Source organism: Limnohabitans sp. (assembly GCF_044373035.1).
Classification (GTDB): Bacteria; Pseudomonadota; Gammaproteobacteria; order Burkholderiales; family Burkholderiaceae_C; genus Limnohabitans_A.
This window is the reverse complement of the sequence record NZ_JBILQU010000044.1, coordinates 1-22,618: the sequence shown is the minus strand read 5'-3', so window position 1 is coordinate 22,618 and position 22,618 is coordinate 1. Positions and strand designations below refer to the sequence as shown.

28 protein-coding genes are annotated in these 22,618 nt (G+C 61.4%); 16 read left to right on the top strand and 12 right to left on the bottom strand.

The genetic code is table 11. The features are described from left to right. Positions 1–24 precede the first annotated feature (24 nt). A complete protein-coding gene (locus ACIQ47_RS08655; RefSeq protein ID WP_396437747.1) occupies positions 25–636 on the top strand; it encodes a Crp/Fnr family transcriptional regulator in 612 nt (203 codons plus the stop codon). Here ACIQ47_RS08655 and ACIQ47_RS08650 read toward each other — a convergent pair. After that, the gene (locus ACIQ47_RS08650) at positions 633–1,847 is read right to left on the bottom strand and encodes a serine hydrolase domain-containing protein (RefSeq protein WP_396437746.1); all 1,215 of its coding nucleotides are present in this window, start codon (positions 1,845–1,847) and stop codon (positions 633–635) included. The two genes, ACIQ47_RS08655 and ACIQ47_RS08650, sit on opposite strands and share 4 nt — an antisense overlap. A 21-nt stretch (positions 1,848–1,868) precedes the next feature. Next, entirely contained in the window at positions 1,869–2,192 is a 324-nt protein-coding gene (locus ACIQ47_RS08645) for a type II toxin-antitoxin system HicB family antitoxin (RefSeq protein WP_396437745.1), read from the bottom strand. A gap of 369 nt (positions 2,193–2,561) precedes the next feature. Between ACIQ47_RS08645 and ACIQ47_RS08640 the strand changes: the two genes are divergently transcribed. From ACIQ47_RS08640 to ACIQ47_RS08625, 4 genes are all read left to right on the top strand, one after another. Next, entirely contained in the window at positions 2,562–3,032 is a 471-nt protein-coding gene (locus ACIQ47_RS08640) for a Spy/CpxP family protein refolding chaperone (protein ID WP_396437744.1), read from the top strand. A gap of 12 nt (positions 3,033–3,044) precedes the next feature. Continuing rightward, positions 3,045–3,371 (top strand): hypothetical protein, encoded by a 327-nt coding sequence (locus ACIQ47_RS08635; protein ID WP_396437743.1) that lies wholly within the window; start codon positions 3,045–3,047, stop codon positions 3,369–3,371. 9 nt (positions 3,372–3,380) lie between these two features. Further along, positions 3,381–4,094, top strand: a complete 714-nt coding sequence (locus tag ACIQ47_RS08630) for a response regulator transcription factor (RefSeq protein ID WP_396437742.1) — start codon at positions 3,381–3,383, stop codon at positions 4,092–4,094. 100 nt (positions 4,095–4,194) lie between these two features. Then, entirely contained in the window at positions 4,195–5,547 is a 1,353-nt protein-coding gene (locus tag ACIQ47_RS08625; protein ID WP_396437741.1) for an ATP-binding protein, read from the top strand. A gap of 54 nt (positions 5,548–5,601) precedes the next feature. Here the strand turns inward: ACIQ47_RS08625 and mdeB are convergent, their stop codons facing one another. Continuing rightward, positions 5,602–8,211, bottom strand: coding sequence for an alpha-ketoglutarate dehydrogenase (gene mdeB, locus ACIQ47_RS08620; RefSeq protein WP_396437740.1), 2,610 nt, complete (start codon positions 8,209–8,211; stop codon positions 5,602–5,604). Positions 8,212–8,313: 102 nt separating this feature from the next. Between mdeB and ACIQ47_RS08615 the strand changes: the two genes are divergently transcribed. Beyond that, entirely contained in the window at positions 8,314–8,781 is a 468-nt protein-coding gene (locus ACIQ47_RS08615) for an Lrp/AsnC family transcriptional regulator (protein WP_396437739.1), read from the top strand. Between the two features lie 13 nt (positions 8,782–8,794). On the opposite strand, the gene ACIQ47_RS08610 is transcribed toward ACIQ47_RS08615, so the two are convergent. From ACIQ47_RS08610 to ACIQ47_RS08585, 6 genes are all read right to left on the bottom strand, one after another. Next, positions 8,795–9,586, bottom strand: coding sequence for an SDR family NAD(P)-dependent oxidoreductase (locus tag ACIQ47_RS08610; protein ID WP_396437738.1), 792 nt, complete (start codon positions 9,584–9,586; stop codon positions 8,795–8,797). Positions 9,587–9,626: 40 nt separating this feature from the next. Then, positions 9,627–10,913, bottom strand: coding sequence for a TRAP transporter large permease (locus ACIQ47_RS08605; protein WP_396437737.1), 1,287 nt, complete (start codon positions 10,911–10,913; stop codon positions 9,627–9,629). 7 nt (positions 10,914–10,920) lie between these two features. Then, positions 10,921–11,454, bottom strand: coding sequence for a TRAP transporter small permease (locus ACIQ47_RS08600; protein WP_396437736.1), 534 nt, complete (start codon positions 11,452–11,454; stop codon positions 10,921–10,923). Further along, a complete protein-coding gene (locus tag ACIQ47_RS08595) occupies positions 11,454–12,443 on the bottom strand; it encodes a TRAP transporter substrate-binding protein (protein WP_396437735.1) in 990 nt (329 codons plus the stop codon). The genes ACIQ47_RS08600 and ACIQ47_RS08595 overlap by 1 nt, the downstream gene beginning before the upstream one ends. A gap of 187 nt (positions 12,444–12,630) precedes the next feature. Beyond that, a complete protein-coding gene (locus ACIQ47_RS08590; RefSeq protein WP_396437734.1) occupies positions 12,631–13,854 on the bottom strand; it encodes a Fic family protein in 1,224 nt (407 codons plus the stop codon). Positions 13,855–13,963: 109 nt separating this feature from the next. Continuing rightward, positions 13,964–14,644 carry a PolC-type DNA polymerase III gene (locus tag ACIQ47_RS08585; RefSeq protein ID WP_396437733.1) on the bottom strand — a complete coding sequence of 227 codons (681 nt, stop codon included), beginning with the start codon at positions 14,642–14,644 and terminating at the stop codon, positions 13,964–13,966. A gap of 147 nt (positions 14,645–14,791) precedes the next feature. Here ACIQ47_RS08585 and ACIQ47_RS08580 point away from each other — a divergent pair, with 147 nt between their 5' ends. The 10 genes from ACIQ47_RS08580 (at position 14,792) to ACIQ47_RS08535 (ending at position 20,920) form a co-directional block, all read left to right on the top strand. Next, complete coding sequence (locus ACIQ47_RS08580) at positions 14,792–15,880, top strand: alkene reductase (RefSeq protein WP_396437732.1); 1,089 nt, start codon at positions 14,792–14,794, stop codon at positions 15,878–15,880. 81 nt (positions 15,881–15,961) lie between these two features. Beyond that, positions 15,962–17,113, top strand: a complete 1,152-nt coding sequence (locus ACIQ47_RS08575; RefSeq protein WP_396437731.1) for a Fic family protein — start codon at positions 15,962–15,964, stop codon at positions 17,111–17,113. A gap of 143 nt (positions 17,114–17,256) precedes the next feature. Next, a complete protein-coding gene (locus ACIQ47_RS08570) occupies positions 17,257–17,496 on the top strand; it encodes a FitA-like ribbon-helix-helix domain-containing protein (protein WP_396437730.1) in 240 nt (79 codons plus the stop codon). Beyond that, positions 17,493–17,918, top strand: coding sequence for a type II toxin-antitoxin system VapC family toxin (locus ACIQ47_RS08565; RefSeq protein WP_396437729.1), 426 nt, complete (start codon positions 17,493–17,495; stop codon positions 17,916–17,918). The genes ACIQ47_RS08570 and ACIQ47_RS08565 overlap by 4 nt, the downstream gene beginning before the upstream one ends. A 20-nt stretch (positions 17,919–17,938) precedes the next feature. Next, on the top strand, positions 17,939–18,610 hold the full coding sequence (locus ACIQ47_RS08560) for a metallophosphoesterase (RefSeq protein WP_396437728.1): 672 nt from the start codon (positions 17,939–17,941) through the stop codon (positions 18,608–18,610). 178 nt (positions 18,611–18,788) lie between these two features. Further along, positions 18,789–19,082, top strand: a complete 294-nt coding sequence (locus tag ACIQ47_RS08555; protein ID WP_396437727.1) for a hypothetical protein — start codon at positions 18,789–18,791, stop codon at positions 19,080–19,082. Positions 19,083–19,399: 317 nt separating this feature from the next. Then, a complete protein-coding gene (locus ACIQ47_RS08550) occupies positions 19,400–19,639 on the top strand; it encodes a ribbon-helix-helix domain-containing protein (RefSeq protein WP_396437726.1) in 240 nt (79 codons plus the stop codon). Beyond that, the gene (locus ACIQ47_RS08545) at positions 19,639–20,097 is read left to right on the top strand and encodes a DNA-binding protein (protein ID WP_396437725.1); all 459 of its coding nucleotides are present in this window, start codon (positions 19,639–19,641) and stop codon (positions 20,095–20,097) included. Before ACIQ47_RS08550 ends, ACIQ47_RS08545 begins: the two co-directional genes overlap by 1 nt. Before the next feature lie 125 nt (positions 20,098–20,222). Continuing rightward, a complete protein-coding gene (locus ACIQ47_RS08540; protein WP_396437724.1) occupies positions 20,223–20,507 on the top strand; it encodes an antitoxin in 285 nt (94 codons plus the stop codon). Between the two features lie 8 nt (positions 20,508–20,515). Continuing rightward, positions 20,516–20,920: a type II toxin-antitoxin system VapC family toxin gene (locus ACIQ47_RS08535; protein WP_396437723.1), complete on the top strand. Its 405-nt coding sequence runs from the start codon at positions 20,516–20,518 to the stop codon at positions 20,918–20,920. Between the two features lie 65 nt (positions 20,921–20,985). Here ACIQ47_RS08535 and ACIQ47_RS08530 read toward each other — a convergent pair whose 3' ends face one another. The 3 genes from ACIQ47_RS08530 to ACIQ47_RS08520 form a co-directional block, all read right to left on the bottom strand. Continuing rightward, positions 20,986–21,480 carry a hypothetical protein gene (locus ACIQ47_RS08530; RefSeq protein WP_396437722.1) on the bottom strand — a complete coding sequence of 165 codons (495 nt, stop codon included), beginning with the start codon at positions 21,478–21,480 and terminating at the stop codon, positions 20,986–20,988. Positions 21,481–21,640: 160 nt separating this feature from the next. Beyond that, on the bottom strand, positions 21,641–21,937 hold the full coding sequence (locus ACIQ47_RS08525) for a putative toxin-antitoxin system toxin component, PIN family (protein WP_396437748.1): 297 nt from the start codon (positions 21,935–21,937) through the stop codon (positions 21,641–21,643). A gap of 36 nt (positions 21,938–21,973) precedes the next feature. Further along, positions 21,974–22,618 (bottom strand): MaoC/PaaZ C-terminal domain-containing protein (locus ACIQ47_RS08520; RefSeq protein WP_396437721.1); only part of this gene is annotated, 645 nt, incomplete at its 5' end.

Genomic DNA, 22,618 nt, shown 5'->3' with positions numbered 1-22,618 from the left:
GCTTTCTCATATGATTTGAATCACATGAACACCACTGCCCCAGACCAGCGCTTGATTGACCTGTTGACCCCGGCCCTCTTGGCCGATTGCGAAGCGCTGCAGCTGCGCAAAGGCGAGCGTCTGTTTGACACAGGCCAGCGGCCGCGCCATTTGTTTTGGGTGCACACAGGCCAAGTGGTGCTCGAGCGCGGCACGGCCAACGGCGCCAGCGTGGTGCTGCAGCGCACGCACCAGGGCTTTGTCAGCGAGGCCAGCCTGCAGTCGCCGCGCTACCACTGCGACGCGGTGGTGGTGGTCGATGCACGCATCACCCGCGTGCCCGTGCCTGCGCTTTTGCAAGCGCTCAGCGACGACCCGGCCTTTGCCATGCGCTGGATCGGCATGCTCAACCAAGAGGTGCGTCGCTTGCGCTTGCAATGCGAACGCCTGAACCTCAAGGGCGTACAAGCGCGTGTTTTGCACTGGCTGGAAACCGAAGGCACCAGCGGCTGCTGCGCGGTGACGGCGGGCTACAAATCGCTGGCGGCCGAACTGGGCGTGAGCCACGAAGCGCTCTACCGCGCCTTGGCCGACATGGTGGACGCAGGCTTGGTGCTGCGCGAGCCTGAGCGTTTGTGTTTGAAGGCCCCCAGCTAGCGCTTGGCCGCAGCCGCAGCCGCTTCGGCATCCACGGCCTGCTGCACCGCCACGTAAAACGCTTCCCGGGCGGCGGTGGCCGTCGGGTCGGTGGCGTTGTTGCCCCAGTTGGCGTTGGAGGCAATCACGAGCTGGCGCGCCGGGTCAATGAAGATGCCCTGGCCGAAGATGCCACGGGCGGCAAAACTGCCGTCGTCGTAGGTCCACCACTGGTAACCGTAGCCCCGCCCAGGCTGGCCGATGCCGGTGCGCGAGGTGGTGGCTTCTGACAACCAGCCTTCGGGCAAGGTGGGCTGGCCGTTGATCTGCGCACCGTTCAAGATGAACTGCCCGAAACGGGCGAAGTCTTGCGTGGCCGCTTGCAGGCAGCAGCCGCTGATCTCTTGCCCGGTTTTGCTCAGAATCCAAGTGGCCTGCTGCGCCATGCCAGCGGGCCGCCAGATTTTTTCAGACAAGTAATCGGACAGTGTTTTTTTCGTGGCCCGCGCAACGAGCACGCCCACCAAATTGGTCTCGCCCGTGCTGTACAGCCAGCGGGTCCCGGCGGGCACGGCGCGCGGCAGCTTGCGCAGGTAACTGACCACAGCGTCCTCGCCGTCTTTGGGCTTGTGGTTGTTGAACTGGGCCACGTCGGATTTCGGGTCGTCGTAGTTTTCGTTCCAAGCCACACCCGATGTCATGGTCAGCAACTGCCGAATGCTGACGTCGTCGTACGCCGAGCCCTTCATTTCGGCAATGTAATCGCTGACCTTGTCGTCCATGCTTTTGATGTGGCCATCGCGCACAGCCATGCCCACCAGTGTCGAGGTCAACGACTTGGCCACAGAAAAACTGGTCCAGCGGCCCTCGTTGTCAAAGTCGAGTCCGTAGCGTTCCATCCGCACCTGCCCGTTGTGCAGCACCATGAGCGCAGCACTGCGCTGCCCTTGCATGTAGGCGTCGATGTCCAGGGGCAGCGCCAGCGGCGGGCCGGGGGGCAAAACAGACGGCGTACCGCCCGCAGGCACCACGCGGTGCTTGGCCAAAAAGGGCAATCGGTCCAGCGCCCGAAATGCCGCATCGCGCTGCGATGTGCTCCAAAAAAGGATATCGGTGTTGGTGGGAAACGCCGCCAAGAATCCCCGGGTTTCCTTGTCCAGGCTTTGCCAACCCAGCGCACCCGCGCCCAAGATGGCGGCCAGTGCGACCCCTGCAATGTTTTTGAACTTCATGGCGGATAGCTCTTGGTTTGTTCAGGCCGACAACTTTGCGCTGGCCAGGCGGTTCAGGCTGACGCCCTGCTCAGCTGCCAGCAGTGCCAGATTGCGATGAACAAGCGGCGGAATGCGAACACGGAACTCACCGCTGTAGCTTTTGTCAGCCAGCGCCACGGGGACAGACTCGCCATTCGACAGCATGTCGGCGACGACCTCGCCCACTAACTTTTGGATGCCTTTGAGCGCAGCTTCGGGCGTTTTTGCCAACCAGCTCAGAGAAGCAAACTCGGTGCACAAGCCCACATGCTCGCCATCTTCTGGCGACCATGTCACGCGGTAGGTGTAGTGTTGAATGTTCATGATGGGTTGCCTAATTTTTCAATCGCTTGAAGCACTTGTCTGACTTGATAAGGCTTTGCCTTGCCTTTGGCGTTCTGGATGTTGACGCGTGGATCGCCTGGCCAAGGCGTCGTTTTAACAAGGGTGCCATTAGCGTCGCCACGCGTCAACCAAGATTTTGACCTGTTGATCCGGCCCGATGAAGTTTGAATGACCCGCGTGGGTGTCGCTCAGGCCGGTATGTTGTCTCTGTGAGCCCCTCCTTGACAGCCCTGTGACCCTGCGTCTGAAACAAAACGAAATAAACCGATACCGCGCCGACACCCCGTGTCAGCCCTCAGTCGGCACCATCACGGTCATGTTCAACAGCTACCTGAAAGGGGCAACACCATGAAATCCTGGATCCAACGCAGTCTCATTGGCCTCACCGCCGCCACCGTCGTACTGGGCGGCCTCACCGCTTGCGGATCGCGCGGCGACCATGCCCGCGGCTGGAGCGACGAGCGCATCAGCGAGATGCGCGGCAAGGCCATTGAAAAGATCAGCGACAAGCTCGAACTCAATGCCGACCAGAAAGCCAAGCTCGGTGTGCTGGCCGATGAGATGGTCGCCTCTCGCACGGCTTTCAAGGGCAAGTCAAGCGACCCCCGTGCGGAAGTGAAGGCACTGGTGGCAGGCGAAAAGTTCGATCGCGCCAAGGCCCAGGCTCTGCTGGACCAGAAAACCCAAGTGGTGCAGGACCATGGTCCCAAGATGTTCAATGCATTGGGTGACTTTTACGACAGCCTGACCCCGGCGCAGCAACAGCAGGTGCGCGAGAAGATGGAACGGCGCGGCCGCAACTGGTGGGGCCGGGGCTGATCTGGGCACAACATGAAAGCGCAAGGTATGTCGCCCGTCTTGAAGCCTATCCGCCACCTGGTGCAGCAGAGCCGGGTTCTCGCCCCATGGCTGTTGGTGGGGACCGATGAGCCGCATGCCGAGCTGCTGGCCATGGTCTGGGGTCCGCACTTTGACCGTCAGCACGCACTCGAACTGTTGGCCAAGCTATCTCGCGAACAGTCTGCGCAAGCCTTGCCAATGCTGAACGCGCTGCAGTCAGCGGCCGATCGGTTCGACCAGCTGAGCGGTCAGCTGCAGCACCGCTTGCGCCGATTGATTGTGCGTCACCACCGCCTGCAACATGGCGCAGCAATGTAAAAATGCGCCATGCACCGCATCCTACTGATCGACGACGACGAAAACCTGGGCCCACCGCTGGCCACCTTTTTCCAGCGCTTTGAGCTGCAGCTGGTGCATGCCACCCGACCGAGCGCAGGCCTGGCGCTGCTGCGCAGCGGGGGGTTCGACGCCGCCATCCTCGACGTGATGCTTCCCGAGATGGATGGTTTTGAGCTGTGCCGCAACATCCGAAAGGAAAGTGACATCCCCATCGTGATGCTGACGGCACGTGGCGATGTGATGGACCGCGTGGTGGGGCTGGAGCTGGGTGCCGACCACTACCTGCCCAAGCCCTTTGAGCCGCGCGAGCTGGTGGCCTGCATCCAGACCGTGTTGCGCCGCCTCAAACCCAAGGGCCACCATCAGGACCATGGCCCCAACCCGGCCATGAACGCTGCCTCCTCCCTGTTTTTTGACGGCTTGGAGATCGACACCGCACGCCGCAGCGTGAGCCGCCTGGGGGCAGAGATCGAGCTGACCGGCACCGAATACGAGCTCTTGATCCTGCTCGCGCGCGAGCCGGGCAAGGTGTTTAGCCGCGACGACATCCTGAACCAGCTGCGCGGCCACGAGGCCGACCTTTACACGCGTGCCGTGGACATCGTCGTGAGCCGCTTGCGCAAAAAGCTGGAGCCGCTGGACTGCATCAAAACCTTGCGCAACGCAGGCTACTCGCTGGCGCTGCGCCGCCTGCCGTTGTGAGCGACCAACCATGAAAAGCCCACCGCGCAAGCCCCCCTCAATCCCTCCTTCATCGTGGAAACGGGCCAAACACCGACTGACGCATTCCATCAAACTGCGCATGGTGCTGGTCTTTCTGGTGCTAGCCGCTGCCATGACCTTTGTCGTGATCAAGGGTGCGCAAAAGGCATTCTCCATGGGCTGGCAAGAAGCCGCGCGGCCGTTGCTGATCGACTATGTGGACCGGCTGACAGAAAAAATTACGGCGGACGGGGTCCCGAACGTGACGCATGCACAGGCCATCGCCAGTCGCCTACCGCTGACCGTACGCATTGAAGGGCCGCAAGTGAATTGGGCCTCGCACCCCGACCAGGACGTGCCCGACTGGCAGCGCAAAGGCCGTGCCGAAGAACGACGCCTTCAGCAAGAAGATTGGGGGGGCGGCAAGGACTGGCAGCGCATCCTGAAGCGCACCACGGCAGACGGCCACAGCATCGAGTTCGGCATCAACGAAGAAGTGTTCGAGCGCCGCCCGCGCCTGATCGGCTTTGCGCTCACTGCACTGTTGCTGCTCACGCTGCTGGCCTGGCTCTACGTGCGCCGCTTGCTCAAGCCGCTGGACGCCATCGGTGAGGGCGCGCGCCGCTTCGGCGCCGGTAACTTTAGCCAGCCCATTTCCGAGCGCCACCTGCACGGTCCCGATGAACTGGGTGAACTCGCGCATACCATCAACACCATGGGACAGGACATCCACCAGATGCTGGAGGCCAAGCGAGCACTGCTGCTCGCCATCAGCCACGAGCTGCGCAGTCCGCTGACCCGGGCGCGCTTGAACACCGAGTTGCTGCCCGAAACGGCGCAGGTGAACCCGCAGCGCGATGCGCTGCTGCGCGACCTGCAGGAAATGGCCAGCCTGATCACCGACCTGCTGGAGAGCGAACGCCTCTCGGCCAAACACGCTGCCCTGCAGCGCGAGCCCCTGACGCCGCAGGCCCTGGTAGCACTCACGCAAGAGGTGATCGCCGAAGTGCTGGCGCGCCATCCCGCGCAGCCTGACACCGGCCCGAACACACCGCTGAACATCCGACTGATGGCCGATGCCAGGCTGCCCACTCTGACGCTGGACACAACCCGCATCCGCCTGCTGCTGCGCAACCTGCTCGACAACGCGCTGCGCCACAGCGCGGGCGCGCCGCTGCCGCCCGAGCTGCACCTGCGCGCCGAGGGCTCAGGCATCGGCATCCAAGTGCGTGACCACGGACCCGGCGTTCCCGAGCACCAGCTTCCCCACTTGGCCCAAGCCTTCTTCCGCCCCGACACCGCGCGCACTCGCGCCCAGGGCGGTGTAGGCCTGGGCCTGTACCTGTGCAAGCTGGTGGCGCAGGCGCATGGCGGTACCTTCGCGGTTCGCAACGCGCAGCCAGGACTGGCCGTTACGGTAACGTTGCCCGGCGACCGGGTTTCGGCTGCTTGACGCGCATCAGCCTCGGGAGGGAAAGGCGACGAAGTTGTCGCACCCTTTGGCGACTCAAGCGCCCAAGGCCCGCCACGCCGTCTGCGCAATACTCTGCGCGTCCACCGCAAAAAAGCGGCGCAGCGCCGCCCGCGTGTCGCTGCGGCCAAAGCCGTCGGTGCCGAGCGTGCTGTAGCGGCGGCCCTCAGGCACGAGGGCGCGCACGCTCTCGGGCACGGCGCGTACATAGTCGGTCGCGGCGATCACTGGGCCTTGGGTGGCGCTCAGCAACTGGGTCAAATGGCCAGCGCCCACAGAGCCACTGGCTTCTTGCGCCATGCCATCGCGGGCCAGTTCGCTCCAGCTGGTGATGCTGAGCACTTCCACGCCCACACCTTGCGCGGCCAATTGCTGCGCGGCTTTGACCACTTCGGTCAGGATCGCGCCGGAGCCGAGCAAGGTCACGCGCTGGGCGGCATCGCTCGGCCCATACACGCCAAATCGGTAGCCCCCGCGCAGCACATCGGCCTCCACACCCGCAGGCAAATCCGGCTGGGCGTAGTTCTCGTTCATCAAGGTGACGTAATAAAACACGTCGGCTTGCTGCTCGACCATCTCGCGCATGCCCGCGTCCAAAATCACCGCCAACTCGCCCGCAAACGCTGGGTCGTAGGCCTTGCAGTTGGGGATGGTGGCCGCCACCAAATGGCTGCTGCCGTCCTGGTGCTGCAAGCCCTCGCCGCCCAAGGTGGTGCGGCCTGAGGTGGCGCCGAGCAAAAAGCCCCGGGCGCGTTGATCGGCCGCGGCCCAGATGGCGTCGCCCACGCGCTGGAAGCCGAACATCGAGTAATAAATGTAGAAGGGCAACATGGCCAGGCCGTGCACGCTGTAGCTGGTGGCGGCTGCCGTCCAGCTGGCGATCGCGCCCGCTTCGCTGATGCCTTCTTCCAAAATCTGGCCGTCGGTGGCTTCGCGGTAGCTCAGCACCGAACCAATGTCTTCTGGGGCGTAGCGCTGGCCCACGCTGCTGTAAATGCCCACCTGCTTGAACAGGTTGGCCATGCCGAAGGTACGCGCCTCGTCGGCCACGATGGGCACGATGCGCGGACCCAGCGAGCTGTCTTTGAGCAAGCCGCCCAGCATGCGCACAAAGGCCATGGTGGTGCTCATCTCTTTGCCGTCGGCCTGCAGCGCAAACTGCGCGTAGCTGGTGATGGCGGGCACAGGCAGGCGCTCGCAAGTGGTCTCGCGCTTGGGCAAACTGCCGCCCAAATGCGCGCGGTGCTCGCGCAGGTAGCGCATCTCGGCGCTGTCGGCGGCGGGTTTGTAAAAGGCCAAGCCCTTGGCTTGTTCGTCGCTCAGCGGCAAATCAAAGCGGTTGCGGTAGTCAATCAGGTCTTGCTCGTCGAACTTCTTTTGGCTGTGCGTGGTCATCTTGCCTTGGCCCGCGCTGCCCATGCCAAAGCCTTTTTTGGTGTGCGCCAAGATCACGGTGGGCTGGCCACGGTGCGCCGCCGCTGCGGCATAAGCCGCGTGGATTTTCACGATGTCGTGGCCACCGCGCTTGAGCCGGTCGATCTGTTCGTCCGTCATGCCCTGCGCCAGCCGCGCCAGTTCTTCGTTTTGGCCAAAGAAGTTGTCGCGGTTGTAGCGCCCGTCCTTGGCCGCAAAGGTCTGCATCTGCCCGTCCACCGTGTTGGCAAAAGCGCGCAGCAAAGCACCCGAGGTGTCGCGCGCCAGCAAGCCATCCCAGTCGCTGCCCCAGACCAGCTTGATCACGTTCCAGCCCGCGCCGGCAAACAGCTTTTCCAGCTCGTCGATGATGCGGCCGTTGCCGCGCACCGGGCCATCCAATCGCTGCAAATTGCAGTTCACCACCCACACCAGGTTGTCCAGTTTTTCGCGGGCGGCCAAGGTCAGCGCGCTCATGCTCTCGGGCTCGTCCATCTCGCCGTCGCCAAACACGCCCCACACCTTGCGGGCGCTGCAGTCTTGCAGCTGGCGGTGCGTCAGGTAGCGCATGAAACGCGCGTGGTAAATCGAGCTGATCGGCCCCAAGCCCATCGATCCGGTGGGGAACTGCCAAAAGTCAGGCATCAGCCATGGGTGTGGGTAGCTCGACAAACCGCGCGCGCCGCTATCGGGTGCGGTGATCTCTTGGCGGTAATGGAGCAAGTCGGCTTCTGAGAGGCGCCCTTCCAGAAAAGCGCGGGCGTACACACCCGGTGCGCTGTGCGGCTGGAAAAACACCAAGTCGCCTTTGTGCTGCTCGGTACGGGCATGAAAGAAATGGTGAAACCCGGTCTCGAACAAATCGGCCACGCTGGCGTAACTGGCGATGTGCCCGCCCAACTCGCCATAGGCCTGGTTGGCGCGCACCACCATGGCCAGCGCGTTCCAACGCATGATGGCCACCAACCGCTCTTCGGTGGCCAAGTCGCCGGGGAACACCGGCTGGTCATCGACGGCGATGGTGTTCATGTACGGCGTGTTCAGCTCGGGTTGCCAACCGGTGCGCTGCTGGCGCGCCACGATGGCCAGCTCGTCCAGAATTTGGCGCGCACGCTCTGGGCCTTGTGAGCCGATCAGCGACAGCAAAGCCTCGCGCCACTCGGCGGTTTCTTCGGGGTCGGTGTCGCCTGTGTTCATCAGGGTGCGGAGCAAGGGTTCAAATGGTGCGTTCATGACTGTGACTCTACCGGGCAGCGTGGCGCATGTGCTGCGTATTTACACCCATCAGACCTGCATTTAAAGCACAATATGCTGAAAATATGAAAGGTTCAGCACATGGTTCTGGACAACGTGGATTTGAAGATACTGGACGAGCTGCAGCGCGACGGCGCACTGTCCAACGTGACGCTGGCCAAACGCATCGGCCTGTCGCCCTCGCCGTGCCTGGCCCGCGTCAAGGCTTTGGAGAGCCATGGCGTCATTCAGCGCTATGTGGCGCTGGCCAGTGCGGCGGCGCTGGGGCTGGGCCTGACGGTGTTCATTTCGATCAGCCTCAAGACCCAAAGCAAAGCCACCTTGGCCGACTTTGAAGCGCACATCGCACGGCACGACGAAGTGATGGAGTGCTATTTGATGACCGGTGACAGCGACTATTTGCTGCGCGTGGCCGTGCGCGACATGGCGGCGCTGGAGCGCTTCATTCTGGAACAGCTCTCGCCGATTCCGGGCGTGGAAAAAATCCGTTCCAGCTTTGCGCTCAAGCAGGTGCGCTACAAAACGGCTTTGCCGCTGGGCTTGGGGTGAACGCGCTCGGGGCTCAGGCCCGAATCGAAAACCCGCCGTCCACCGCCAGGCATTGGCCGGTGATGTACTGGGCTTCATCAGACGCCAAAAAGGCGGCTGCCTTGGCAATGTCCCAGCCCGTGCCCATGCGGCCAGTGGGGCACATCGCATTGCGCTTTTCCACCATGTCTTCGTGCGAGGCGTATTGGCCTGCAATGGCTTTGTAAATGTGGGGCGTGTCCATCATGCCGGGCATGATCGCGTTGACCCGGATGCCTTTGCGCGCGTATTCCAGCGCCATGGACGCGGTCAGGTGGTTCACCGCCGCCTTGCTGGCGTAATAAGCCGGGTAGGGGTAACCGGTGTAACGGATCGCGGCCAATGATGAGATGTTGACAATCGCGCCCTTGCCCTGCCGCACCATGACGGGCAACACCGCCTGACAGGTCAGGAAGACACTTTTGAGGTTCACATCCATCGCGTGGTCCCACTCCCCCTCGCTGAGCGTTTCCATGGTGCCCATGGCAGGCAGGCCCACGTTGTTGTGCAGCACATCAATGCGCCCAAAATGCGCCACGATCTCGTTCATGACCGCGTTCACTTCGTCGCGCTTCGTCACATCGCAGCGCCAGGCCACCGCCGTGCCGCCTTCGGCGACGATCAGATCCACCGTGGCCTGCGCCGACGCCAGATCGATGTCGATGGCCGCAACCGTCGCCCCGTCACGCGCATATTGCACCGCCGCCGCTTTGCCATTGCCCCAACCGGGTCCGACCGCACCAGCACCGCACACCACAGCCACACGGCCATCAAAACGACGCGTCATGTCTCAACTCCTTGGGAAAAAGACAGCCAGCGGGCCTTTGTTAGCGCCCACCAATCACGGAAGGCAACCACAAGGACACCGCAGGCACAAAGGTGATCAAAAGCACGACACCGATGGCGGCGGCCAGAAATGGCAACACTTCCCGGTTGACCTCGTCAGACCGCGCCCCTGCAATGAGCGCACCAATGGACAAGCTGATGGCCACCGGGGGCGTGATCAAACCGATCAGCAAATTGATGCCGACGATCATCGAGAAATGGTAAGGGTCGATGCCGAACTTGGCCGCCACCGGGTACAGCACCGGGCACAACAACACCAAGGACGGCCCGTTTTCCATGAAGGTGCCCACCAACAACAACAGCACATTGACCAGCAAAAGGAACAAGATGGGGCTGCCGATGGAGCCAAGCATCCACTCGGCAATGCGCTGGGGTGCTTGCTCATACGCCAAGAACCACGACACCACCTGCGCCCCGCCCAGAATGATCATGATCACCGCCGTGCCGCGTGCCGAGCTCACCAGCGCCAGCCAAATCTTGCGCCAATTCAGTTCGCGGTGAATGAAAAGCCCCACCATCAGCGCATACACCACCGCCACCGCAGAAGACTCGGTCACGTTGAAAATGCCTGTGCGGATGCCCACGATCAAAAAGACCGGCATCGCCAATGCCCAAAAGGCCAGCTTGAACTCGCGCCAAATGCCTGCCAAGTTCACCGCCTGCGCTGCAGGATAGCCACGACGCCTGCTGATCACCACCGCCACCAGCATGATCGCGCTGGCGTACAGCACGCCCGGAATCACCGCTGCCATAAAGAGCTTGAGCGGTGACAAATTGGTCAGCACGCTGATCATCAAAAATGTGATGGAAGGCGGAATGATCGGCCCCACCACGTTGGCCGCAGCCGTCAACGCGGCAGAAAAGCCCCGTCCATAACCGGCCTTGATCATGGCCGGGATCAACACCTTGCCCAGCGCCGAGGTGTCGGCAATGGCCGAGCCAGAAATGCCCGACATCAAGGTGGCCGAAGCCACGTTGGTCATGGCCAGCCCGCCACGAAAACGCCCAAACACGGCATTGCAAAACCCGAGCAAACGGTCGGTCATGCCGCCTTGCGACATGAGCTCCCCGGCCAGCAAAAACAACGGGATGGCCAGCAGCAAAAAGCTGTCCAGCCCTTGGTAAATTTGCTGGGGAACGATCATCAGATCAATGCCGCCCACAAAAATAACCGCGATCGTCGCCGACAGCACCAAGGCAAACGCCACCGGCACAGCCAAAAGCAACAGCACTGTCAAAGACAGCAACAGCACACCAAGCATCGTCATCTGGGCATCACTCCACGGGCATGATCGAATCGACGGCCGGCGTCTGACCGCCCAGCCGCGCCAGTGTGAGCACGAGCGCCAAAAGCGCCGCGCCAACGGCCATGGCCGAATACGGGATGGCCATCGGGATTTCCAGCGCTGCAGAATCCTGGTCGGCATTGAGCATCGCAAAACGCACGCCTGCCCAGGCCATCACACCGGCAGTGGCCATCACCAGCACATCCCGGACAGCCAGCAACACCACCCGGATGCGCGGTGGCACCGCATTGACCAGCGCACCCACCGATATATGACCGCCGTTGCGCAGGCACGCGCCAGTGCCCAGCATGGCCATCCACGCGACCAACATCCGCGAGACTTCTTCCGTCCAAGCGGGTGCGCGGCCGATCACATAGCGACCAAACACCTGGTAAAACAGCACCAGTGCGACCGTCAACAGCATCAGGCCGAGGATCACGTCAAGCGTGCGCTCGATGCGCATCGCCCAGGCGATCGCAGCGTTCGGAGGCCGCACCTCGGCGGCCTCACCGACTGCCTGCATCACTTAACGGCCGCGAACTTGGCTGCCCAGGGGGCGAGGTCCGGGAACTCTTTGGCGATACCACCCAGGCGGCTGCGTACTGCCTCGCGGTCGATGTCATTGAATTGCATGCCAGACTTGGTGAGCTTGTCACGCAAACCGCTCTCCAGCTTGGCCATCTTGTCGCTGGCTTCCAGCATCACCTTGTCGCCCTCTTCCTTGAGCAAGGTCTGCACATCAGCAGGCAGCCGCTTGAATCGCGCATCGGAATAGATCCAGGTCATCGCGCCGATGATGTGGCGGGTGTCGATCGCGTATTTCTGAACTTCGTTGAACTTGAAGTTGTCGATGAACTCCAGCGGGTTCTCTTGACCGTCCACCACACCCTGTTGCATCGAGGTGAACAGTTCGGCCACGCCCATGGGCACAGGGCTTGCGCCCAGCATCTCCCAAGTCATCCGGTACATCTTCAGCGGCGGCACGCGCAGCTTCAAGCCCTTGATGTCGTTGACATTCTTGACCGGCTTGTTGGACGTCAGCCAACGCGCACCGCGATAGCCCGCACCGACGATGCGGAACGAGCTCTTCTTGGCCACCTCTTCAATGAACTCGGCACCGACCGGGCCAAAGTAGACCTTTTTGAAGTGGTCCAGGTCGCGGATCAGGTAAGGATAAGCCTCCAGACCGGGCAGCGGGTTGTAGCGGTCGAGCGTGCCGATGGACTGCAACACGATGTCGTTGGTGCCGATCTTCAGGCCTTCGATCGAGGCAGGCCAATCGCCGGTCGAGCCGCTGGCCGCGATCTGGATCTTCACCTTGCCACCCGAGCGCGTCTCCACCGCTTTGGCATAGGCCTCAGCGGTCTCAAACCAGATGTTGCCAGGGTTGTAGACGTGCGCCATTTTCAGGACGATAGGGGCCTGCGCGAATACAGGGCCTGCAGACATGCCAGCCACTACGGCTGCGGCACCGAGTGCCTTGAGCAATGCGCGTTTGTTCGTCTTCAACATCTTGAGAGTCTCCTGAATGGGGTGAAAGATTGCGTGGCAGTCAAATTGTTTTGCCGCACAAATCAGTTTGTCACCCGCGCCCCACATGTTTGGTAACCTGCGTGACACGCTGGCACCTAAAAAACACGCCGTACAGACCCGTCATGGCGTCCTTGCCAAGTTGACTCACGTCAACCACCTGGCCGCGTCAATTTTGCACTTCGGCCTCGGGCCACAAACTCGGAAAATAAAAACGCAAAGCATGTTGCGGCACACCCAAACGCAGCTTGCCGTGGGGCGAATCACTTTCCAGCAAGCCCCGTTTGAGCAAGGCCGACACCTGTGCAGTGGCCAGGCGCTCTCCCAAACCCAACATGGCCTTGAAGTCCGCCCGATCCAGCTCGGCTTGCGAGGCCAACAGGTAATGCAAGGCCCGCAATGCCTCAGGACGCACGCCTTGTTTGACCACCCGCTCCTCATAGGCCAGGCACGCCGCCATGCGGTCCTTCATGCCATCGAGCGACAGCAAACCCGCCATGGAGTCGACCTGATCGATGCACACGCCCAGCACATAACCAATCCATCGGATCAGCCCTGACTCGGTCAGGTTGCCCCGCCCATCCAGATCACCCGCACAGGGTTCATCGGCTGCCGCCAAATGCGCGTAGTAGGCCTCATGCGTGCGGGCAAAGCCGCGTAAAGGCGACCACAAACCATTCGTCAGGCCCATGTGACCCAACACCAAATGGCTGTGCAGCCGAACCACCCGACCATTGCCGTCTGCAAAAGGGTGAATCCAAGCCAAGCGCTGGTGCGCTGCGGCCATGGCCAACAACTGCAACTCGCCCCGCCTGACGCCCGAATAAACGCTGGTCCACCGCGACAAAAACGCAGGCAAGACTGCAGCAGCAGGCGCAGCATGACGCCCCACACTCACCTCTCGCTCACGCAAAGCACCGGGCTGCAAGGTTTGCAGGCCATCCGTTGATTCGATGGCGAGATCGGCCTCGGGCAAACGGGCGAACAAATCCTGGTGGATATCGCACACCGTTTGCACCGACCAGACTTTGGCGTCGTCCCATGCGGGCCACAGCGCCTCCAGCTGCGCTTGGGTCGCCATATGGGCCAGCGCCATGCGCTGGCGTCGTGCTTTCTCGGCGTCCTGTGCGTAATCGTTGCGCAGGGCCTGCTCGATCTCCAAAGGCAAGGTGTGCTGCCCCTCAATTTTGTTGGAGTAATACGAGTTCATGGCCCGCAAAGACGAGCGCAGCCCCGGCAGGGCCCCACTTGGGCACCAGCCCGCCAAACGGTCCGCCTTGCGAATCAGGTCATGCGCACGCTCCAGCAAGGGGCCCATGCGGTGCTCAGAGGGCAACAGGGGCTCCATCTGGGCAGGATGGTCATACAGCTGAAATTTTTGCGACTTTGACATAAGCCGCAAATCTATGTCATGTAAGGATATTTATCAAATACTGCGGATATTTTTGCGACTTTAAATGCGACTTTAAATGCGACTTGGAATGCGACTTATTTTGCGCCAATCAGGCCCCGCCACCTATTGCGCCGACACGCACCATGTCGGACCTGAAGGCACCGACCTGCGAAGATCCAGGGCCACCCGTGCGCTGCTTCAAATATGGCCCCACCATGTGCCGGCTGGTGCGCTGCAGGCCCATGAGCAGGGCGTGGTCGGGCTGCTGGCAGCCGTAGCGGGTTTTCAGGTCGTGCTGCATCTGCGCCAACAAATGCGCAGCCATCTCGGCATCGGCCAGGGCCCGGTGGGCGCGGCCGGACGAAGGCAAATGGTGCAGCGCCGCCAGCGTGCCCAGCTTGTGGTTGGGCGCTTGCGGGTACAGGCGGCGCGACAGCAGCAAGGTGCAGGCAAAGGGATGCGCGCCGTCTTGACCGCAAAGCGCCAGCTCGGCCTGCCAAAACTTTTTGTCAAACGCTGCGTTGTGCGCCACCATCGGCCTGCCCGCCACAAAGCGCGCCGCCTCGCGCATCACCTGCTCAGCAGGGGGCGCGGCCTGCACCATCTCGTTGGTGATGCCGGTGAGCTGGGTGATGAAACTGTTCACCCGCACCCCGGCGTTCATCAGGCTTTGGTAACGGTCCACCACCAGCCCGTTTTCCAGCATCACCACCGCCACCTCGGTGGCGCGGTCACCCATGCCCGGCGAAATGCCCGTGGTTTCAAAGTCGATGATGGCGATGGCGCTCACGTTGTGGTCCGGTGTTAAGAGTGAGCGCCATTATCCCCAGTGCGATGCGGCATCAGGCCGGGCTGTGTTGTTGTGGGCGCCCACAACGAATTGCTCCACTCATAATGACCGACTTCTCTTTTGGCCCACCCGCATTGCAAAGCCCCCATGACCGACACCCTTGCCCAACTCTTCCAACCCACCCGCATCGGCGACATCGAGATGGCCAACCGCGTGGTCATGGCCCCGCTGACCCGTTGCCGCGCCGACGAAGCTGCAGGCGACATCCCCGGCAGCGCCATGAACATCGCGTATTACCGCCAGCGCAGCAACGCAGGCCTGATCATCAGCGAAGGCACACAGGTCTCGCCCGGTGGCAAAGGCTACATGGCCACCCCCGGCATTTATTCGGACGCCCAGGTCGAAGGCTGGAAGCCCATCACCCAGGCCGTGCACGCGGCGGGCGGCAAGATCGTGGCGCAAATCTGGCATGTGGGCCGCATCTCGCACCCCGACCTGACCGGCGGCGCTGCGCCCATCGCCCCATCGGCCGTGGCCGCCAGGGTCATGGCCTACGGCCACAACGGCAAAGTGCCCGCCCCGGTGCCACACGCCCTGAGCGCAGAAGAAATCAAAGAAGTTGTGCAGCAATACCGCCAAGGCGCGGCCAACGCCATGCGCGCCGGTTTTGACGGTGTGGAAATCCACGGTGCCAACGGTTACCTGATCGACCAGTTTCTGCGCGAGACCACCAACCTGCGCACCGACGGTTACGGCGGCTCGCCCCAAAACCGCATCCGCTTTGCGCTGGAGGTGGTGGACGCCGTGGCCGCCGAAATCGGCGCAGGCCGCACCGGCATTCGCCTGTCGCCTGTGTCGCCCGCCAACGACTCGGCCGAGAGCAACCCCCAGGCCGTGTTCGGCCCGCTGGTCGAAGCGCTCAGCCAACGCGGCATCGCCTTCATCCACTTTGTGGAAGGTGCCACCGGTGGCCCGCGTGACCTGACCGGCTTTGACTTTGCGTGGGCACGCCAGGCCTTCAAAGGCGCCTACATCGCCAACAACGGCTACACCCGCGACATGGCCCTCGACGCCATCGCATCCGGCAGCGCCGACGCCGTTGCTTTTGGTCGCGCCTACATCTCCAACCCCGACCTGGTGCAACGCCTCAAAGCCAACGCCCCACTGGCCAAAGCCAGCTCCAGCACTTTTTACGCACCGGGACCCGAGGGCTACATCGACTATCCGGCGATGTGAGGCAGCTTTCACAGCCTTGCATCAAATTAAAGAATGTTTTAATGTGTAGCCTTTTATTCAAGCAGACTTTAATTACTTGCCATGCGCGTCACCGGTTCATACGTCACATCCACCACCCTTGGGGAGAGTGTGCGGGCGTTCGTGCCGCATGCCCTGCCGCCTGCGGCGCCCGTACTCGACGCCTCCAGCTATGCCGAACTCAACCGCACGGCCGAACTGTCGTTGGCGCGTCTTCAAGGGGTTGCCGGGCTGGTGCCGTCCATTGACTGGCTGCTCTACAGCGCCATTCGCAAAGAAGCCCTCCTCACCTCCCAGATAGAAGGCACCCAAGCGACGCTGATCGACCTGTTTGACAAAGAAGCGGGGCTGACGGTCAGCAACACCGACGATGTCGAAGAAGTCACCAATTACCTGCGCGCCTTTCTCTGGACACAAGACACCTTGCGCGACCCCAACGGGCTGCCCATGAGCGTGCGCCTGATGCGGCAAGCACACCGTCTGCTCATGGACGGTGCTCGCGGCGCAGGCCGCCAACCCGGCGAACTGCGCAAGTCTCAGAACTGGATTGGCGGCACGCGCCCCGGCAACGCCGTGTTTGTGCCTGCGCCACCAGAACATGTCACGTCGCTGCTGGCAGATCTGGAACGCTTCATTCACCAAGAAGACACACACGACACCTTGCCCCCCTTGGTGCGCATCGGACTGGTCCACGTCCAGTTTGAAACCATTCACCCATTCCTGGACGGCAACGGCCGTATTGGGCGTTTGCTCATTGCCGCACTCATGGAGCAATGGGGCTTGCTGTCACAGCCTTTGGTCTACGTCAGCGCGTACCTGAAGCAGCATCAATCCGAGTACTACCAACGGCTCTCTGCAGTCCGCACAGAGGGCGACTGGGAGGGATGGGTGGCCTTCTTTCTTGAAGGCGTTGCCCGTGCAGCAGATACGGCAGAACGCGGCATTGTTGCACTGGCCAGTTTGATCAATACCGACAGACGTCGCTTGTTGCAGGCCCCCAAAATCACCCCAGCCAGTCTTCGCCTGTTTGAGCTCTTGCCACTGATGCCCATCTTTTCCATCGACCAAGTCTGCGAACGCCTGAACACCACCTTCCCCACGGCCACCGCAGCAGTCAAGACACTGGAGTCGCTGGGCATCGTGACGGAGCAGACGGGACAAAAAAAGAACCGCCACTTCAGTTACCAAGCCTATGTGCAATTGCTGAGCAGCTGACACCCTGCAAACGCAGGCCTACGCGGTCTGACCGGTTTTGACTTTGCGTGGGCACGCATGCGGGCGAGATGCATTGACACCCAAAAATTGATATCAAAATAAATAAAGTGATATCATTTAAGCCAATTCAAGGAGACTTGGCCATGTCATCCATCACCATCCGCAACTTGCCCGAAGAAACCCACAGAGCCCTGCGACTGCGCGCCTCATTGGCGGGGCGCAGCACAGAGGCCGAAGTACGTGCCATTCTGGAGCAAGTCGCACGCCCAGCGGGGCGCATCCAACTGGGATCGCTGCTGGCAGAAATTGGCCAACAAGCTGGTGGCTTTGACTTGAATCTCGAGCGCGACAAAACACCCGCTGAGCCCATGAGGTTTGAATGATCTTGCTCGACACCCACGTCATCTCTGAGCCACTGAAGCTGTCAGCGGACGCAGGTGTTTTGGCGTGGATCGACGCGCAATCCATAGCCACCCTTTACCTGTCGGCCATCAGTCTGGCCGAATTGCGCTTTGGCATCGCGGCCCTGCCTGCGGGCAAACGCAAAGACACCCTGCACCACGGTTTGGAACAACGCATCCTGCCCTTGTTTGCAGAGCGCATCCTGCCTTTTGACGCCGCCGCATCGCAAACCTATGCCGACATCCTTTCGGCAGCCCGCGCCCAAGGCCGAGCCATCTCGACGGCTGACGGCTACATCGCCGCCACCGCCAAGCGCCATGGCTTCATGGTGGCCACCCGCGACGCCAGCCCGTTTGAAGCGGCAGGCATCACCGTGATCAATCCTTGGACAGTTCAACACTGACCGCACCAAGCTGCGCACACATGACCGGCCCCATCCTCTTTTGCGGCGACCCGCACGGCCAATGGCAGCACATCATCGATGCCGCCCTGCAAGTCGATGCCCGCGCCGTCATCTTGCTGGGCGACCTGGAGCCCGCACGCCCGCTGCACATCGAGCTGGCGGCCATCCGCGACCGCGTCTGGTACATCCACGGCAACCACGACACCGACCACACAGATAACTTTGCCAACGTGTGGCAGAGCGAACTGGCCGAGCGCAACATCCATGGCCGCGTCGTCACCCTGCCCTGCGGCACGCGCATCGCTGGTCTGGGCGGCATTTTTCGGGGTGCGGTGTGGTACCCCAAAGACGCCCACCAAGCCCCCAAATTTTGCAACCGCCAAGCGCATGCCCACATCACCCCGCACCCAGACCGCTGGCAAGGCGGCGTGCCCCTGAAACACTGGTCCAGCATCTACCCCGACGAAGTCGAGCAACTGGCCGCGCTGCAAGCCGACATCCTCATCACCCACGAAGCCCCCGGCTACCACGAACACGGCTTTACGCAACTGGACGAACTGGCCCGCCGCATGGGCGTGCACACCACGGTGCACGGCCACCAACACGACAACATTGACAGCAGCGCGCGCTGGGCGGAGCAAGGGTTTGAAAGTTATGGGGTGGGGCTGCGGGGGGTGATGACGTGGCCTTGAATGGGACGCCGCAACTGACCCAAAATACGAACAAATCAACGCTATAATTTTCCCCGCGCCGGATTTATTCCAGACCACTTGCCTGGGCGCATGACAAATTCATGGCTAAAGCGTCAAGCAGCGCCCTGATCCCGCACGCCGCCGACGTTCCAAATGTCTGCGGGTCAAGGAAATCATCATGGGCTACGCCACCTTCCAGCTGCAAGATCAAACCATCAAAATCCAGACCATCCCCGGCTCGGGAGTCATCAAGGTTTTTCTGCCAGCCATCCCATACAGCTTCTACAACCCGGCCACGGGGCTTTTCAGCACAACAAGACCCGGCGAAGGATTTGAGCCGCTGCTGCGCGCGCCACAGCTGCAAGAGCTGAAGCAAAAACTCAACGCGTACGACGCCGCACGCCGCGAAGCCATCGCAGCGGCCAATCGGCTGGCCACGGGTCTGACAGCCACAGACACCGGCAAGCCCTGATACATCCATGCGGTGATACAACCCAGGCCATAACTTAGTGCTACACCCGTTCGGTCTTTTCTGCCAACCGAACTGCCCCTACCGGACTCATCGGACAGTGGGCACTTTGGCGGCCATGCCCGCCACACAGGTTAACCACACCCGAACACAGTCCACACAGGTACAGACGACCATTTCTCAACAGCAGTCATCAAGGGTTTTCCGCGTTTGAACCATATTTGTGAAACTGGATTCGGTTTTTGGTGACCGAACACACCCCAAAGAATGGCTTATTTATCTTTGGTGTAACACTTACACACCCAAACACCGGAGAAATCATGGCCTCAGTTCGCTGGAACATTGCTGTTTCGCCTGACACCGACCGATCCGTTCGCATGTTCATTGCCGCGCAAGGCGGTGGGCGCAAGGGTGACTTGTCACGCTTCATTGAGGAGGCTGTGCGCTCTTACCTTCTTGACAAGTCAGCTGAGCAAGCCAAGTCTGCAACCCACGGTATGGACGAGTCCGAATTGAACGCCCTCATTGACGAGGCAGTGCAATGGGCGCGTAAGCACTGATGCTGGTCATTTTGGCGGAGGAACCAAGCGTGGCCAGCAACGGGACATCGACAAAGCCAAGGAATTATTGGCCGAGTACAAGGCCCGAAAAAAAGCAATTCACGCCAACACAAGCAGCAAGCACAAGAGGTAACCCCATGGCACTGACCAGAAACTTCAAAGACACTGTTGTTGAGCGCGTTCAGAGCGACGCATCTTTTGCACAGGCACTCCTGGATGAAGCCGCCACTTTGTTTCTTAATGGCGAGCCCGAAACAGCCCGGCTCATTTTGCGAGACCTGGTCAACGCCACCATGGGCTTTGAGCAATTGGCAGCATTGACGGCAAAGCCCAGCAAAAGTCTGCACCGGATGCTTTCGCCCAAAGGCAATCCCAGCATGGACAACCTTGCGGCCATTTTCAGAGCCGTGCGGGAGAGGCTTCAGGTCAACTTGTCCGCGCATTCGGTTGCGGCTTGAGCTTGGTATCGAACCCAAAAAGTCTGATCCCCGATTGCGGCCCAAACCATCGCAAGTCATTAGGCATGCCCGCCAAGCCAGAAAAGAATATACTTTGATATAGACCATCAGCAAGGAGGCTCACCATGTCTCAAACCGCCAAACTCTTCATCAACGGCCGCAGCCAAGCAGTCCGGCTACCGGCCGCCTACCGCTTCGACACCCAGGAAGTGTTCATCCGCAAAGACCCGCTCACAGGCGATGTCATCCTTTCGCGACGGCCCGACGACTGGAACGGCTTCTTGGCCGCCACAGAAACCGCGCACGCACCCGAAGACTTTTTGAGCGCCGCCGAGCGACTCACACAGGGCCACACAGACACTGAAGAGCGTGATCCATTTGAGTCGATGCCCAGCCCCAACGGACATTGAGCCCGCACATGACACGTCTGTACCTGCTGGACACCAACACCGTCAGCTACCTCATCAAACGCCACCCGCAAGTCACGCAGCACTTGCTAGCGGTGCCCATGCACAGCGTTTGCATATCGGCCATCACTGCGGGCGAACTGGCGTTTGGACTGGCCAAGCGGCCTGAAGCTGTGGCGCTGAAGGCTGCTGTGAACGAGTTTTTGCGCCGCGTAGAAGTGCTGCCTTGGGACGCAGCCGTTGCACAGACCTATGGTGCACTGCGCGCCCAAATGCAAAGCAAAGGCAAACCGCTGGCCGCCTTGGACATGCAAATTGCAGCGCATGCGGTGCATGTCAACGCGACACTGATCACCAGTGACCATGCGTTTTTGCACATCGATCAGCTTCTGGTGGAAGACTGGATCGAGGCTTAACAACCCAGTAGCCCACTACCCGACCGCTACCGCAGCACTTAGGTGGCACCGCAGTGAAGACCGCATCACTCAGACGGCGCAATCAATTCCACCAAGCCCATGCTCATGGCCTCCAGCTCGGACTCGGGGAAGCCGTGCTTGTCAAACAGCGCGTTCATGCCGGCAAAAGCGTGGTTCAAAAACCCGGGCAGCAAAGCCGCATCGATGACCGCCGCGCCACGGCCCGGAAACTCCACCCCGCAGCAGCACGAGCCCAAAATCTTGATGCTGTCGTCCACCTGGTTGAAAAAGAAACCCCAATACGGCCACTCAGCGCCCAAGCGCTTGAGCAAACTGCGCACCTCGGGAATGTCCACCAAGTCACGCGGGTCGTGGTTGTAGCCATCCACCACCAGACTCATCTGGCCACGGTAACGCCAAGCGTCTTCGCGGGTGGCGGTAAACAGCTTGAGGGCATCCAGCACCGAAGCCAGATCTTGTTGCTCCACCTGCCGCCTGGAAATCATCAGGACAACAGGGTCGGTCACGCCTTTGCGCAGGTCGATTCGGGGTGGGGTCATGGGCGGGTATTTTGTCAGCTACTTTTTAAACAATGGGCTTAGAGCAACTGGCAGCATTGACGGCCAAGCCCAGCAAAAGTCTGGGCCGGATGCTTTAGCAAAAAGGCAATCCCAGGATGGACAAGCTTGCGGCCATTTTCAGGGCCATGCGCGAGAGGCTTCAGGTCAACCTGTCTGCGCGTTCGGTTACGGCTTCCCAGAGGATTTGTTGTTTGAAATCGGCCAACTGGAGAATTTGCACCCCACGGAACGGGTGCATCTCCAGCAAGTGAACATCACTCGAGACAAGAACATCGGCTTTTGCCGAAATGGCCAGCTCCAAAAATTTATTGTCCTTTGGGTCTCGGCATTCTGTGACAGGTGTTGTGGCCTCGATCAAAATCACAGATTCGCGAAAGAGCCGCACCCACATCAAGCGATGCTCAAGGGGCCTCCACGCATTGAACTTTTGGGAAATTGGGGTCAGATCCCAATTGATTCAGCAACGGATGCCTCAGTACCGCGATGCCTCAAAGCGGCCGCTGGCCAGCAACTGCGTGCCGCTGGCGTTGGCGAGCTCGAAACTCTGGCCGTCGTGCGACAGCAGCACCGGCTCGCCGCAGGTCACCGGCCGACACAGGTGCAGATCGAGACGGTTCACCTGCCTGCCGGCCTGCGCCAGTTGGCCAACGATCATCGAGCGCGTGGCCAGCCCTTGGAGAAACGGCTTTGGGTGGCCAAAGAGCCGCGCAGCCCAGGGCGTGGTGTGCACCGGGTTGGCGTCACCGCTGAGCTGGCCGTAACGCTGACCCAGGTCGTTGGAGACGTCGATGCGCGCCTGCCAGGGCGCCGTGTCTGGCGCCCAGCGCGGTGTTCGGCGCAGCAGAGCCTCGAACGGCGGTCCGGGGTGGCGTGCCAGCGCGGCCAGCTGGCCCGGGCGGTAGCCGCGCACGATGAAGTCGTCCTGCACGTTCAGCAGCACGAGGCCGTCCTCGCTGCTCACGGTGCAGGCGATGTGCACCACGGCCTTGCGCGCGCCCAGCGAGTGCACGGCCGCGACCCGCGCCGAGACGATCTGACTTCCCAGTTGAGCGGCCTGAGGTGCCGGCCGGTGTGTCGCGCGGTGGCGCAGGTGCAGCAGGTGGCGGAAGTTCAGGCC

Coding starts and splice junctions, on each gene's coding strand:
- mdeB (WP_396437740.1), bottom strand. CDS start 8,211: ATGAACGCACCATTTGAACCCTTGCTCCGCACCCTGATGAACACAGGC.
- ACIQ47_RS08650 (WP_396437746.1), bottom strand. CDS start 1,847: ATGAAGTTCAAAAACATTGCAGGGGTCGCACTGGCCGCCATCTTGGGC.
- ACIQ47_RS08565 (WP_396437729.1), top strand. CDS start 17,493: ATGATCTTGCTCGACACCCACGTCATCTCTGAGCCACTGAAGCTGTCA.
- ACIQ47_RS08645 (WP_396437745.1), bottom strand. CDS start 2,192: ATGAACATTCAACACTACACCTACCGCGTGACATGGTCGCCAGAAGAT.
- ACIQ47_RS08640 (WP_396437744.1), top strand. CDS start 2,562: ATGAAATCCTGGATCCAACGCAGTCTCATTGGCCTCACCGCCGCCACC.
- ACIQ47_RS08635 (WP_396437743.1), top strand. CDS start 3,045: ATGAAAGCGCAAGGTATGTCGCCCGTCTTGAAGCCTATCCGCCACCTG.
- ACIQ47_RS08575 (WP_396437731.1), top strand. CDS start 15,962: ATGCGCGTCACCGGTTCATACGTCACATCCACCACCCTTGGGGAGAGT.
- ACIQ47_RS08595 (WP_396437735.1), bottom strand. CDS start 12,443: ATGTTGAAGACGAACAAACGCGCATTGCTCAAGGCACTCGGTGCCGCA.
- ACIQ47_RS08530 (WP_396437722.1), bottom strand. CDS start 21,480: ATGACCCCACCCCGAATCGACCTGCGCAAAGGCGTGACCGACCCTGTT.
- ACIQ47_RS08545 (WP_396437725.1), top strand. CDS start 19,639: ATGCTGGTCATTTTGGCGGAGGAACCAAGCGTGGCCAGCAACGGGACA.
- ACIQ47_RS08625 (WP_396437741.1), top strand. CDS start 4,195: ATGGTGCTGGTCTTTCTGGTGCTAGCCGCTGCCATGACCTTTGTCGTG.
- ACIQ47_RS08570 (WP_396437730.1), top strand. CDS start 17,257: ATGTCATCCATCACCATCCGCAACTTGCCCGAAGAAACCCACAGAGCC.
- ACIQ47_RS08630 (WP_396437742.1), top strand. CDS start 3,381: ATGCACCGCATCCTACTGATCGACGACGACGAAAACCTGGGCCCACCG.
- ACIQ47_RS08540 (WP_396437724.1), top strand. CDS start 20,223: ATGTCTCAAACCGCCAAACTCTTCATCAACGGCCGCAGCCAAGCAGTC.
- ACIQ47_RS08535 (WP_396437723.1), top strand. CDS start 20,516: ATGACACGTCTGTACCTGCTGGACACCAACACCGTCAGCTACCTCATC.
- ACIQ47_RS08655 (WP_396437747.1), top strand. CDS start 25: ATGAACACCACTGCCCCAGACCAGCGCTTGATTGACCTGTTGACCCCG.
- ACIQ47_RS08555 (WP_396437727.1), top strand. CDS start 18,789: ATGGGCTACGCCACCTTCCAGCTGCAAGATCAAACCATCAAAATCCAG.
- ACIQ47_RS08590 (WP_396437734.1), bottom strand. CDS start 13,854: ATGTCAAAGTCGCAAAAATTTCAGCTGTATGACCATCCTGCCCAGATG.
- ACIQ47_RS08615 (WP_396437739.1), top strand. CDS start 8,314: ATGGTTCTGGACAACGTGGATTTGAAGATACTGGACGAGCTGCAGCGC.
- ACIQ47_RS08610 (WP_396437738.1), bottom strand. CDS start 9,586: ATGACGCGTCGTTTTGATGGCCGTGTGGCTGTGGTGTGCGGTGCTGGT.
- ACIQ47_RS08550 (WP_396437726.1), top strand. CDS start 19,400: ATGGCCTCAGTTCGCTGGAACATTGCTGTTTCGCCTGACACCGACCGA.
- ACIQ47_RS08560 (WP_396437728.1), top strand. CDS start 17,939: ATGACCGGCCCCATCCTCTTTTGCGGCGACCCGCACGGCCAATGGCAG.
- ACIQ47_RS08605 (WP_396437737.1), bottom strand. CDS start 10,913: ATGACGATGCTTGGTGTGCTGTTGCTGTCTTTGACAGTGCTGTTGCTT.
- ACIQ47_RS08580 (WP_396437732.1), top strand. CDS start 14,792: ATGACCGACACCCTTGCCCAACTCTTCCAACCCACCCGCATCGGCGAC.
- ACIQ47_RS08600 (WP_396437736.1), bottom strand. CDS start 11,454: ATGCAGGCAGTCGGTGAGGCCGCCGAGGTGCGGCCTCCGAACGCTGCG.